The organism is Desulfovibrio sp. (assembly GCF_034006445.1).
GTDB lineage: Bacteria > Desulfobacterota > Desulfovibrionia > Desulfovibrionales > Desulfovibrionaceae > Desulfovibrio.
Genome location: NZ_JAVESS010000002.1, coordinates 150,890 through 163,964 on the forward strand (window position 1 = coordinate 150,890; position 13,075 = coordinate 163,964).

Consider the following 13,075-nt stretch of genomic DNA (forward strand, 5'->3'; position numbering starts at 1 on the left):
CACAAGAAGACTCTCATATCAAGTCTTTTCCGCCTTATCAGGCTCCGGCGGACTCGCCGATGACCTGCCGGAACCGGTTGAACAGGTATTCGCCGTCGTGCGGCCCGGCGGCGGCTTCAGGGTGATACTGCAGGCTCATGACAGGCAGCGTCTTGTGACGCAAACCCTCGAGCGTATTGTCGTTAAGATTGATGTGGGTCGCCTCCACATCCTCCACTCCGTCAAGAACAACGTGGAACCCGTGGTTCTGTGAAGAGATTTCGATACGGCCCGTGGTCAGGTCCTTGACCGGATGGTTGCAGCCGTGATGACCGAACTTGAGCTTGTCGGTGGTGCCGCCGAGCGCATGCCCGATAAGCTGGTGGCCAAGGCAGATGCCCGTAACCGGAAACAATCCGATAAGCTCACGCACCAGGGCTATCTCGTTGGTCAGCGTGGCCGGGTCGCCGGGGCCGTTGGCCAAAAACACCCCCCTCGCGCCGCTGGCCTTGGCCTGAGCCGCGCTGAAACTGGGCGGCACCGCCAGGGGTTCAAAACCCGCTTCACACAGACGGCGCAGGATATTCCACTTGATGCCGAAGTCATAAACCAGCAGGGGCAGCCCCGTCCCACGCCAGGCATAGCTGCCGTCTTCGGCCAAAGGAGCCTCCTGCACAGCGTTGTCATACCAGGCATAGGGCTTCGAAGGCGCCACAAAGGATACAAGGTTGCGCCCCTTCATGGTGGGCAGAGCCCTGGCGCGTTCCTGAAGCACACGCGGGTCCATTTCCTTGGTGGAAATGATGCCGCGCATGGCCCCGTTGACGCGCAAATGCAGGGTCAGGGCACGCGTATCAAGCCCTTCCATGCCAGGCGTTTCGTAGCGCTTCAGAAAGGCAGGCAAAGACATTACGGAGCGCCAGTTGGAGGGCTTTTTGCAGCACTCCTTGACCAGCAGGGCCGAGCAATGCACGCCCGCGGATTCCATATCTTCACGGCTGGTGCCGTAGTTGCCGATGAGGGGATAGGTCATGCAGACCATCTGCCCGTAGTAGGAGGGATCTGTAAGAACCTCCTGATATCCGGTCATGCCGGTGGTGAAAATAACTTCGCCGCCGGTTTCAAATTCGCCGGTAAAGGACTTGCCTTCCAGCGTAAATCCATCTTCCAGCACCAGTAATGCTTTCATAGCTTACCCCTGCGCGTCCCGCGCATAGTATTCCTGCAAACTTTCCACATGGATTTCGTCCCGCCGCGAGCCTATGGCTGTGGCAGTGGCGCGCGCCGCGGCAATGGTGGTGCAATACGGCACCTTGTAGTTCAGGGCCGCATGGCGGATGGCCTTGGAGTCCTTGGCCGTATGCTTGCCCGAAGCCGTATTCACGACCAGGGCCACCTCGTGATTGATGAGCAGGTCCACAATGTTGGGACGTCCTTCATAGACCTTGCGCACTTCTTCAACCTTGAGCCCGTGGTCGCGCAGTATGGCCGCAGTGCCCTTGGTGGCCAGCAGATCAAAGCCCATATTGGCAAACTTTTCGGCCACTTCTGGCAGGAAGGGTTTGTCGCGGTCATTAACGGAGAGAAAAAGCTTGCCCCCCTGCGGCAACACCTGTCCAGCGCCGAGCTGGCTTTTAAGGAAGGCTTCGCCAAAGCTGGAGCCCATGCCCATAACTTCGCCGGTGGAGTGCATCTCAGGGCCGAGTATCACGTCCACTCCGGGGAAGCGCTGGAAGGGCATGACCGCTTCCTTCACGCAGGTAAAGCCGCCCTTGCGCATGCTCCAGGGGTCCAGTTCGTCCAGTTTTTTGCCCAGCATGACCTGGGTGGCCAGGTACGGCAGGGGAACCCCTGTGGCCTTGGACACAAAGGGCGCGGTGCGCGAGGCGCGCGGGTTGACTTCAAGGATATAAAGATCGTCACCCTTGATGGCGAACTGGATGTTCATGAGGCCCACCACCTTGAGTTCGCGGGCCAGAGCCTCTGCCTGGGAAGCGATAAGGGCCACATGGTCGTAGGACAGGGAATAGGAAGGCAGCACGCAGGCCGAGTCGCCGGAGTGGATGCCAGCTTCTTCGATATGCTCCATGATGCCAGCAACATAGACGTCCTTGCCGTCAGACAGGGCGTCCACGTCCACTTCCACCGCATGCTCGAGGAACTTGTCCACGAGGATGGGATGCTCCGGCTTTTCGGGCACCTGGGAGTGAAAGTACGCCGTCAGCTCAGCGGCGTCATACACCACGGCCATGGCGCGGCCGCCAAGCACGTAGCTTGGCCGCACAACCACAGGGTAGGTGATGCGCTCGGCCACTTCCAGAGCGTCTTCAAGGCTCATGGCCGTGCCGTTGGGCGGCTGCAGCAGGCCCAGCTTCTGGATGAGCGCCTGGAAGCGTTCACGGTCTTCGGCACGGTCAATGGCATCGGGGCTGGTTCCGAGAATCGGCACCCCGGCGCGCATGAGGGGCACGGCCAGGTTCAGGGGCGTCTGCCCGCCAAACTGCACGATGACGCCTTCGGGCTTTTCTTTTTCCACAATGTTCATGACGTCTTCGAAGGTCAGCGGTTCAAAGTAAAGCCGATCCGAAGTGTCATAGTCCGTGGAGACAGTTTCAGGGTTGGAGTTGGCCATGATGGCCATGACCCCGGCATCGCGCAGGGCGAAGGAGGCGTGGCAGCAGCAGTAGTCAAACTCGATGCCCTGACCGATGCGGTTGGGGCCACCACCAAGGATGAGCACCTTGCGGCGGTTTTCAACCTTGAGCTCCTCGCCCTTTTCATAGGTCGAGTAAAAATAGGGAGTATAGGCCTCAAACTCGCCAGCGCAGGTGTCCACAAGATAATATGTGGGCAGGATGTTCATTTCCTGGCGCAAGCGGCGAATGTCCGCTTCGGGGCGCTTCCACATTTCGGCAAGCTGCCTGTCGGAAAAGCCGTATTCCTTGGCTTCGCGCAAGATTACCGCCAGGTCGGCGTTCGTGGCGGTCATGTCATTGGCCATGCCAAAGTTGCGGATGTGCTGCTCCATCTCCACAATGTCCTGCAACTGGCGCACAAACCAGGGATCAATGGCGGACACGGCAAAGATTTCTTCTTCCGTGATGCCTGCGAGCAAGGCCTGACGCAGCGCAAAAATGCGGCGCGAATTGGGCCGTTGCAAAGACTCAAGGATGTCCTCACGGGCGGGCAGCTCGGCGTTGAAGTTGAAACCAAGGCCCGTGGCCCCGATTTCCATTGAGCGCAAGCCCTTTTGCAGGGCTTCCTTGAAAGTACGGCCGATGCTCATGGCTTCGCCAACGCTCTTCATGGAGGTGGTCAGCTCGTCCTTGGCTCCGGGGAACTTTTCAAAGGTAAAGCGCGGAATCTTCACCACGCAATAGTCGATGGCAGGTTCAAAGCTGGCCACGGTCTCGCGCGTGATGTCGTTGCGCAGTTCGTCCAGCGTGTAGCCGACCGCCAGCTTGGCCGCAATCTTTGCAATGGGAAAGCCCGTCGCCTTGGAAGCCAGCGCTGAAGAGCGCGACACGCGCGGATTCATTTCAATGACCACAACTTCGCCATTGGCGGGGTTGATGCCGAACTGCACATTACTGCCGCCGGTTTCAACGCCGATTTCACGCATGATGGCAATGGAGAAATCGCGAATCTGCTGGTACTCGGAATCCGTAAGCGTCTGCACCGGGGCCACGGTTATGGAGTCGCCCGTGTGTACGCCCATGGGATCAAGATTTTCAATGGAGCAGATGATGACACAGTTATCCTTGGTGTCGCGCATCACTTCCATTTCAATTTCTTTCCAGCCGAGCACGCTCTGCTCTATCATGACCTCGGTAGTGGGGCTTGCGGCCAGACCGTTGCTTGCCACCTCTTCAAGGTCGGCAAGATTATAGGCCACGCCGCCGCCCGTACCGCCAAGGGTAAAGGCCGGGCGCACAATCAGCGGGAACGGCAGCACGTTGCCAAGCTGGCGCACTTCGTCAAGGTTGCGGGCAATACCGCTGGCAGGCATCTTGAGGCCGATGCGTTCCATGGCCTCACGGAAAAGCTCCCGGCTTTCGGCCTTCTCGATAACTTCGGCCCGTGCGCCGATGAGTTCAACGCCGTACTCCGCCAAAACGCCGCCCTTGGCAAGTCCAAGAGCGGCGTTCAAAGCCGTCTGTCCGCCAAGGGTCGGCAACAGCGCATCAGGGCGCTCTTTGCGAATAATGGCAGTCAGGGTGTCGAGTTCGATGGGTTCCACATACGTGGCGTCCGCCAGTTGTGGGTCGGTCATGATGGTAGCGGGATTGGAGTTGACCAGCACCACTTCATAGCCTTCTTCCTTGAGGGCTTTGACGGCCTGTGAACCGGAGTAGTCAAACTCGCAGCCCTGGCCTATGATGATGGGTCCCGCGCCGATGACAAGAATCTTGTGTAAATCCGTACGCTTAGGCATTGGACATTCCTGCGGCTTTGGAGATCGGTACGAAAGGGGCGGCTCTGAGGGCCACCGTTTGCTCAAACTGAGGAACAATATACGCACTTAACGGCAAGGTCAACATTTTCTCTCACAAGGCAAACTGGGCCGCACCACACTAAGCCCTTGCGCACCATCCAGATTTACGCAATACTTCGGGTTCTGAATACACAAGGGGGCATTGATAATGCAAGACATCAAAAAAGTTGTTCTCGCCTACTCCGGCGGGCTTGATACATCCGTCATCCTGAAATGGCTTATCGAGACGTACAAGTGCGAGGTCATCGCCGTCACCGCCAATCTCGGCCAGCCTGAAGACCTTTCGGGCGTGGAAGAAAAAGCGCTCAAGACCGGCGCTTCCAAGGCCTATGTGCTTGATCTGCGCGAAGAAATGGCCAAAGACTTCGTATTTCCCATGATGCGCGGCGCGGCCATCTACGAAGGCCGCTATCTGCTCGGCACGTCCATCGCCCGGCCCCTCATTGCCAAGGCCCTGGTGGACATCGCCCGCAAGGAAGGCGCCGACGCCATCTCGCACGGCGCCACCGGCAAGGGCAACGATCAGGTGCGCTTTGAACTCGCCGCCGCCGCTCTGGCGCCCGAGATCAAGGTCATCGCGCCCTGGCGCGAATGGGAACTCATGTCCCGCACAGCGCTCACCGCTTTTGCCGAAAAGCACGGCATTCCCATTTCCAGCGCCGCAAAGCGTTACAGCATGGACGCCAACATGCTGCACACAAGCTTTGAAGGCAGCGAACTTGAAAACCCCGGCAGCGAGCCGCACGAATCCTGCCACGAGCGCTGCGTGCCCGTGGAACTGGCCCCGGACACGCCGGAAATCGTCAGTGTGGACTTTGAGCGTGGCAATCCCGTTGCCGTCAACGGCAAGGCCCTTTCGCCCGCCACCATCATCAGCACCCTGGCCGAAATCGCCGGACGCAACGGCATTGGCCGCGACGACATGGTAGAAAACCGCTTTGTCGGCATGAAGTGCCGCGGCGTGTACGAAAACCCCGCCGGCACCCTGCTCTACAAACTGCACCGCGACCTTGAGGGCATCTGCCTTGACCGCGAGCTGCTCGGCATCCGCGACATGCTGGCCGTGCGCTACGCCCAGTGCGTGTACAACGGCTTCTGGTATTCGCCCGAACGCGAAGCCATGCAGGCTTTTATGGACAAGTCGCAGGAAACCGTCACCGGCACTGTGCGCGCCAAACTTTACAAGGGCGGCGTCTGGCCCCTGGCCCGCACCTCTCCCAACTCGCTCTTTTCCGAAGACCTGGCCACCTTTGAAGGCGGCGACTATGACCACAAGGACGCAGCGGGCTTTATCCGCCTTAACAGCCTGCGCCTGCGCCTGCATGCGGCCGTTAAAAGCAAGCTGAAGGACTAGACCGGACTATTTTTGAAATGCTTTGCATTTCGCTTTGTCATTCAGCCGAAAAATGTGATCGTCAGTAGAATTCACGCCATGTTGTGGCGCACTGCATTCTTGTGCAGTAGTAGGGCGTGCAGGCCTTTCAAAGGTAACATGCCCTAAGCCCCCGGCTGGCCAGCAAAAGCCTCCGCCGGGCAGGCGGCGGTCATCGGACCAGCCTGCCCGGCAAAGCCTCCCGCAGTGGAGCACGGCTCCACCCTGTACCGCTCAAGCGTACTGGAATTTCGGGGGCAGAGGCGTTTTATGAAGCGCCCCTGCCCCCGAATCATTACTTTAAAAAGCAATGGACACTGTCATGAAAACCAACCAGAGCTGGGGCGGGCGTTTTGCCGAAGGCCCCAAAGAAGCCGTGGCCCAGTATACGGACTCCCAATCTTACGACAGGGCCCTGTATGCCCAGGATATCCGCGCCTCGCAAGCCCATGCGCGCATGCTGGGCCGTCAGGGCATTATTCCGCCAGGTGAAGCTCAGTTACTGGTTGAAGGGCTTGACCGCGTTCGCGAAGAAATCCGCTCCGGCAACTTTGTCTGGAAACCGGAACTTGAAGACGTGCACATGAACATTGAGGCGCGTCTTACAGAAATTATGGGCAATGTGGGCAAAAAACTGCACACAGGCCGCAGCCGCAATGACCAGGTCGGGTTGAGTTTTCGCCTCTTTGTGGCGGACAGGCTTGAGACATGGCGTCAGCGCGCCGCTGGCCTGTGCTCCGTGCTGGTGCAACGCGCCACGGAACACACCGCCGACATCCTGCCCGGTTGTACCCACCTGCAACCCGCACAGCCCGTAAGCCTTGCGCACCATCTGCTTGCCTACGCATGGATGTTCAGGCGTGATGCCATGCGCATGGCCGACTGCCTTGACCGTGTTCGCATATCCCCCCTGGGCGCGGCCGCCCTGGCGGGCACAACCTACCCTCTTGACCCGCAAAGCGTGGCAGAGGACGTGGGCTTTTCCGGCGTTTACAGTAATTCTATGGACGCGGTCTCCGACAGGGATTTCGTGCTGGAAGCGCTTTTTTGCGGTTCCACCATCATGATGCATCTCTCGCGCCTGTGTGAAGAAATCATCCTGTGGGCCAATCCGGGCTTTGGCTTTGTGCGCCTGCCAGACAGCTACTCCACCGGCTCCTCCATCATGCCGCAAAAAAAGAATCCCGACGTGGCCGAACTTATGCGCGGCAAGACAGGGCGCGTGTACGGCTCGCTCATGAGCCTGCTCACCATCATGAAAGGCTTGCCCCTGGCCTATAACCGCGACATGCAGGAAGACAAGGAAGGCTTTCTTGACGCCGACAACACGGTTGAAGCCTCGCTGCGCCTCATGGCGGGCATGATGGAAGAGCTGACCTTTCGCACGGATCGCATGCGCGAAGCCTGCAAGGCCGGTTTTCTTAACGCCACGGAACTGGCCGATTATCTGGTGGGCAAGGGCCTGCCCTTCCGCGAGGCCCATCACGTTACCGGCCAATGCGTGGCGGCGGCCGAAAGCCAGTGCAAGGGGCTTGAAGACCTCACCCTGGCTGAAATGCAGGCGCTTGAGCCACGCATTGAGAAAGATGTGTACGCCATACTGGACTATGCGGCCGCTGTTCGCCGGCGCGAGACGCCCGGCGGCACTGGCCCGCAGTCCATTGCCGCGCAGGTGGCCCAACTCAGGACGTGGCTTGCCGGCATGAACGGCACGGCCATTTAAACCGGGACAGACTGCCATGCCCTTTTTTACGGATCAGAACCCCGAAGCCCCGCAGGGCGCTTCCTGGCCCCAGTGGGTTGAAGAGGCCCGTCTGGATGACGGCCTTGCGGCCCAGGCCTATGAGGACACCCCTGCGCAATGGCGGGCGGCCATCAAGACAGGGCTTGCCCTGGCCCATATGCACTTTGGTTCTGATCCCGGCCGGATGTGGGACATGCGAAGCGACGGGCATCTGGGGTTCTGGCGGCGCGGCGAAAGCCATGCCGCCCCGTGGGCCATCGTTGCCTTTACCCCGGCCTACGCGGCCGCCGCAAGGCTGGCCGCCGCCTGCATTCCGGCCATTCTGGCCGGGGTTCCGCTGACAGGAGCCGTCTGTGTGGGCGGGCAGCCCCACCGCTCCGCCCTGGTCAGCCTTGAACTGGGCGGCGTTGAAGACATCTTTGTGCTGGACTCCCCCGGTCTTCACAGATTGCTTGAAGAAAGCCCCCCCGGCGGAAGGCTGGTGCTGCTGCACGCGGGCGGGCTGGCCCCCAACGTGGAACTGGCCCCCACCGTGGAACTGGCCCGGAGCATGGGCCTGCCCTGCTGGCAGGAACATCATTCACCGACGCTTGCCCTGGTTGAAGCAGATCCCCCCGTCAATGGGCAGAACCCTGCGGACGACGGCAACCGCATTGATCTTGAGGCATTGTATTTTGCCCAGGCAGAAGCTCTGGACACGGCCACAAGCGTCACGGCCACAAGCGTCACGGCCCCAATGTCCACTGACGGCCCCAGCGGCGCGACCACGCCGCTTGCACGGGATGCGCAGCCGCCGGACGCTCTTTATCTCACTTCCGGCGACCAGGAGCAGGCAGATTTGCTGCATGGCAAAGCCTTTTCCACCGGCGGCCCCGGTTTGATTCTGACGCCGGGCTGCGAGGGCTTTTGGCTGCACCCCGGCCTTACGCCGGATTTTTTCCGCGTGCATTGCCTGACCTTTGGCATGCTGTGATAAACCCTGTGTTCTGGAGCCGTCATGTCCCACATCAACCGCATTCGCAACATTGGCATTATTGCCCATATTGACGCTGGCAAGACCACACTGTCTGAGCGCATGCTTTTCTACAGCCGCAAAATCCACCGCATGGGCGAAGTACACGACGGCGCCGCCACCATGGACTACATGCCCGAAGAACAGGAACGCGGCATTACCATCATGTCGGCCTGCACCACCTGTCAGTGGAACGACCACACCATCAACCTCATAGACACTCCCGGCCACGTGGACTTCACCATTGAGGTCGAGCGCTCTCTGCGCGTGCTGGACGGAGCCGTGGGCGTGTTTTGCGCCGTGGGCGGCGTGGAGCCGCAGTCTGAAACCGTGTGGCGGCAATCCGAAGACTTCGGCGTGCCCAAGATAGCCTTTATCAACAAGATGGACAGGCTGGGAGCGAACTTTGAATCCGTTCTTGAAGCCATGCGCCAGCGGCTCCAGGCCAACGCCCTGGCCGTTACAGTCCCCCTCGGGCAGGGTGAGGACTTCAGCGCTGTCCTTGACCTTATTCATGAAGAGTGCCTGACCTTTGATGAAAACGATCAGGGCCTGACCATAGGCCGCACTCCCTTCACAGCGGAGCAGGCCGCGCTGGCCGCTCCCTGGCGTGAACTGCTGCTGGAAAAACTGGCCGAAGCCGATGAAGATTTTCTTGAGCCATACCTTGAAGCTACTTACGGCATCAATGACATCCACGCGGCCCTTCGGCGGGCCACCCTGGCGCGTCACATCACTCCTGTTCTCTGCGGCTCAGCCCTGCGCAACGCGGGCGTGCAGCCCGTGCTGGACGCCGTGTGCCGCTGGCTGCCCTCGCCACTGGACGTGCCCGCCCCTGTGGGCATTGACCCCCAGGGAAAAGAAATCACCGTTGCCCCTGATCCAGATGCCCCGGCCGTTGCTCTGGTTTTTAAAGTCCTGCTCGAAGAAAACCGCAAGCACTCCTTTATCCGCATGTATGCGGGGCGCATTCATGAAGGGGACAATTTGCGCAATGCAACGCTGAACAAGGACGACCGCCTGGGCCGTCTGTACCGGCCCCATGCCGACAGGCGCGAACAGCTTGAAGAGGCTGGCGCGGGCGAAATAGTTGTCGCCGTGGGCCTGCGATCAGCCCATACGGGAGAAACCTATACCGCGCGCGAGCGGCCTCTGATCCTCGAAAGCATTGAGGCCAACGCGCCTGTCATCACGCTTGCCCTTGAACCGCGCAATGCCGATGAAGGCAAGGTTCTTGACGAGGCCCTGGCCCGTTACGTTGAGGAAGACCCGACGCTCAGGGCACAACTGGATGACGATACGGGGGCGCGCATGGTTTCCGGCATGGGCGAACTGCACCTGGACGTGCTGCTGGAACGCATGCGGCGTGAATACGGCATCAGTCCCCGTGCGGGAAATCCCCAGGTGGTTCTGCGTGAAACCATACGCAAGTCCGCTGACGCCAGCGTGGTTTTTGACCGCGAACTGGGCAAGGAGCATCACCAGGGGGCGGTTGAGCTTCGTGTGTCGCCGCGCCCGCGCGGCAGCGGAAACCTCGTGACTGTGGGCGATTTTCTGCCTGCGGATCCCGCCGAGGCCCGCAAACTGCTGCCCCAGATATATCTTGACGCGGCCCTTGAGGGCGTGCGCGACGCCATGCAGAGCGGCGAAGTCACAGGCTATCCCGTGGAAGATGTGGAGGTGGTTCTCACCAATGTAGAACGGCGCGAAGGCATGACCACCCTGCCCGGCAGCCGCATGGCAGCGGGCCAGGCCCTGCGCGAGGCTTTGGCCGCGGCTTCTCCCGTGGTCATGGAACCTGTCATGCGCGTGGAAATAGTTGTTCCTGACGATTTTCTGGGTTCTTCAATCAGCCTGTTCAACACCTGCGGCGGCAAGGTTGAAAACCTTGAAGACAACGGGGCACGCAAAATCCTGAGCGGCACCGCCCCGCTACGCCGCCTGTTCGGTTTTTCCACCTCCCTTCGCTCGGCCACACAGGGCCGGGCCGGGCTGGTATTGACCTTTGACCGCTTTGACCTGCCCTGAGGCTGTGAACCCGTGACGAACCGCACTACAGAAACCAGCGGCAAAGGGCATGCCCCCCGCGCCAAAAAAAGTCTTGGCCAGCATTTTCTGCGCCGTGAAGATATCTGCCACCGCATTGCTGCCCTTATCGCCCCGTGCGCCCATGACCGTATCGTTGAAATCGGCCCTGGCCCCGGCGCGCTGACCCGCGCCATTGAGGCTGCCCCGCATGCCCGGCTGCTGCTGATCGAAAAAGACCGCCACTGGGCCGCCGAGCGCCAGCGCCTGGGCGGCGCGAACACGCAGGCGGTGCTCGCCGATGCCCTGCGGTTTGACTGGCGGCGCATCAGCCCGCAGGAGCCGTGGAAGGTCATAGGCAATTTGCCCTACAATGTGGCTTCTCCGCTTATCTGGGACATCGTATCCCTTTCCGAAGGCTGGCAGATGGCGGCGTTTATGGTGCAGAAAGAAGTGGGCCAGCGTCTTGCGGCACAGCCGGACACCGGGCATTACGGGGCGCTTTCCGTATGGGTGCAGAGCTATGCCCGCCCGCGCATGGAGTTTGTGGTGGGCCCTGGAGCCTTCAGTCCGCCTCCCAAGGTGGACTCCGCAGTCCTGAGTTTCACCCCCTTGCCTCTCAGTGAGCGCCCTGCGCACCCGGCGCTTTTATCCCGTCTGTTGCGCATCTGTTTTCAGCAAAGGCGCAAGCAACTCGGCGGAATATTTCGCCGAGCGGCCCAACCTGGTCTTGAAGATGCATTCAAAAGTACCCAAATTGCACCTGATTTGCGTCCAGAAGTGCTTTCTCATCACGATTTTCAGCGTATTTCCGCTTTTTGGGCGTCACAGCTTGACAACATGGCATAAAAAGTTTTCTGTCTATTCATTATCTTGCTGCAATGTGCGACTTTAGCGTATTTCAAGCAAGTGGACCTGCAAAAGGCCACTTGAAAACAATGCCGGGGAACTTTTCAGGAGGACATGCTGATGACTAAGGCTGATCTGGTTGAAAAAATCGCTGCCAAGGCCAATCTGACCAAGGCTGCTGCTGAGCGGGCCCTCAATGCTTTTCTTGCTTCCGTCGAAGACGCTCTCGTCAAGGAATCAAAACTCACTCTTACTGGCTTTGGCACCTTTGCGGTCGAGCACCGTAAAGCACGGCAGGGCCGCAACCCCCGTACCGGTGATACGCTTACCATTCCAGCGTGCAAAATTCTCAAATTTCGCCCCGGCAAGATGCTCAAAGATTCTTTGAATTGATCTTCCGCTGCTCTGCCGCACGGCAAAGCAGCCAAAACCGAACATGCCCGTCACGGCAGTGGCCGATGCAAGGCACGTTCGGAAAAAACTCAGATAACATGTATGCCATAGGCCACTGGGAGCCGAAAACATACATGTTATCTTGGGTTTTCAGCCCCTCTTCTGCGATGCATTGACGCAACCCGCTTTCTGACCACACCGTCTCCCTGAAAAAAAACTTGCCCTTTTACAGTTTGCGGGCTATATAACCCACTCATTTGGCGACTCTGTCGCTGTCCGTGTACGGGTAAGACCGTTGACGGTTATTTTTGGGGCTGCCAAGAGCCAGCCCTGCCGCCGAAGGGGGTGATTTTCTTGCCCGGAGTTTTTCTTAACGAAGACGATTATAACTTTGACATTGCGCTGCGTCGCTTTAAGAAGCAGGTAGAAAAGGCCGGTGTTCTTTCAGAAATGAAAAAGCGCCAGCACTACGAAAAGCCCAGCGTTATGCGCAAAAAGAAAAAGGCCGCCGCCCGGAAGCGGCTGATGAAAAAAATCAGGAAGATGAACATGGCTTAACCGGCCGCGCATATATGCGCCCGGGGCCTTCATCCGGCCAGTCATGCGGGAAGCCCCTTGGGGTTTCCCGCATTTTCTGCATTACTCCACACTCCACCCCACTACTGTTATGACCGTCACCACCACGCTTTTTGAGCAGATCGAAAAAGACTACATCCTGGCCTACAAAGCTAAAGACAGCGTGCGGCTCACTGTGCTGCGCCTGCTGAAAACGGCGGTCAAAAACCGCCTGGTGGACATGCGGCGGCCTGGCGGCAGCCTTACCGATGAAGAGATGCTTGACGTCATCGTCAAGGAAGGCAAGCAGCGCCAGGACTCCATTGAACAGTATACTGCGGCGCAGCGCCCTGATCTGGCGGACAAAGAAGCGGCAGAGCTGGTCGTTCTCAAGGAATACCTGCCCAAGGCCCTCGGCCAGGAAGAACTGCAGGCTCTTATCGAGTCCACGGTGGCTGAACTTGGCGCAACCTCCCCCAAGGACATGGGCCGGGTTATTTCCGCCATCATGGCCGGACACAAGGGGCAGGTGGACGGCAAGGTTTTGTCCGAAGCCGTCAAGAAGCGCCTGCAGTCCTGAGCATACCGCACGGCCGAAGGATATTTTGCGACATCCTCCGGCGCACAGCGTCGCGCGCCATTTTCACGCCG

Annotated in this window: 10 protein-coding genes; 8 read left to right on the plus strand and 2 right to left on the minus strand. The window is 59.4% G+C overall.

What is annotated here, in order from left to right; translation table 11 throughout:
- Positions 1-37 precede the first annotated feature (37 nt).
- Both carA and carB read right to left on the minus strand, forming a co-directional pair.
- Positions 38-1,168: a glutamine-hydrolyzing carbamoyl-phosphate synthase small subunit gene (carA, locus tag RBR41_RS03415; protein ID WP_320351071.1), complete on the minus strand. Its 1,131-nt coding sequence runs from the start codon at positions 1,166-1,168 to the stop codon at positions 38-40.
- A 3-nt stretch (positions 1,169-1,171) separates the two neighbouring features.
- The gene (carB, locus tag RBR41_RS03420; RefSeq protein ID WP_320351072.1) at positions 1,172-4,414 is read right to left on the minus strand and encodes a carbamoyl-phosphate synthase large subunit; all 3,243 of its coding nucleotides are present in this window, start codon (positions 4,412-4,414) and stop codon (positions 1,172-1,174) included.
- A gap of 208 nt (positions 4,415-4,622) precedes the next feature.
- Here carB and RBR41_RS03425 point away from each other — a divergent pair, with 208 nt between their 5' ends.
- The 8 genes from RBR41_RS03425 (at position 4,623) to RBR41_RS03460 (ending at position 13,004) form a co-directional block, all read left to right on the plus strand.
- Positions 4,623-5,828 (plus strand): argininosuccinate synthase, encoded by a 1,206-nt coding sequence (locus tag RBR41_RS03425; protein ID WP_320351074.1) that lies wholly within the window; start codon positions 4,623-4,625, stop codon positions 5,826-5,828.
- 340 nt (positions 5,829-6,168) lie between these two features.
- Entirely contained in the window at positions 6,169-7,569 is a 1,401-nt protein-coding gene (argH, locus tag RBR41_RS03430; protein ID WP_320351076.1) for an argininosuccinate lyase, read from the plus strand.
- Between the two features lie 16 nt (positions 7,570-7,585).
- Positions 7,586-8,563: a hypothetical protein gene (locus RBR41_RS03435; protein WP_320351078.1), complete on the plus strand. Its 978-nt coding sequence runs from the start codon at positions 7,586-7,588 to the stop codon at positions 8,561-8,563.
- 24 nt (positions 8,564-8,587) lie between these two features.
- On the plus strand, positions 8,588-10,630 hold the full coding sequence (gene fusA / locus RBR41_RS03440; RefSeq protein ID WP_320351079.1) for an elongation factor G: 2,043 nt from the start codon (positions 8,588-8,590) through the stop codon (positions 10,628-10,630).
- Positions 10,631-10,642: 12 nt separating this feature from the next.
- Complete coding sequence (gene rsmA, locus RBR41_RS03445; RefSeq protein ID WP_320351080.1) at positions 10,643-11,476, plus strand: 16S rRNA (adenine(1518)-N(6)/adenine(1519)-N(6))-dimethyltransferase RsmA; 834 nt, start codon at positions 10,643-10,645, stop codon at positions 11,474-11,476.
- Between the two features lie 120 nt (positions 11,477-11,596).
- Complete coding sequence (locus tag RBR41_RS03450) at positions 11,597-11,869, plus strand: HU family DNA-binding protein (protein WP_179981664.1); 273 nt, start codon at positions 11,597-11,599, stop codon at positions 11,867-11,869.
- Positions 11,870-12,223: 354 nt separating this feature from the next.
- Positions 12,224-12,427, plus strand: a complete 204-nt coding sequence (gene rpsU, locus RBR41_RS03455; RefSeq protein WP_040368982.1) for a 30S ribosomal protein S21 — start codon at positions 12,224-12,226, stop codon at positions 12,425-12,427.
- A gap of 109 nt (positions 12,428-12,536) precedes the next feature.
- The gene (locus RBR41_RS03460) at positions 12,537-13,004 is read left to right on the plus strand and encodes a GatB/YqeY domain-containing protein (RefSeq protein ID WP_320351457.1); all 468 of its coding nucleotides are present in this window, start codon (positions 12,537-12,539) and stop codon (positions 13,002-13,004) included.
- The last annotated feature ends 71 nt before the right edge of the window (positions 13,005-13,075 follow it).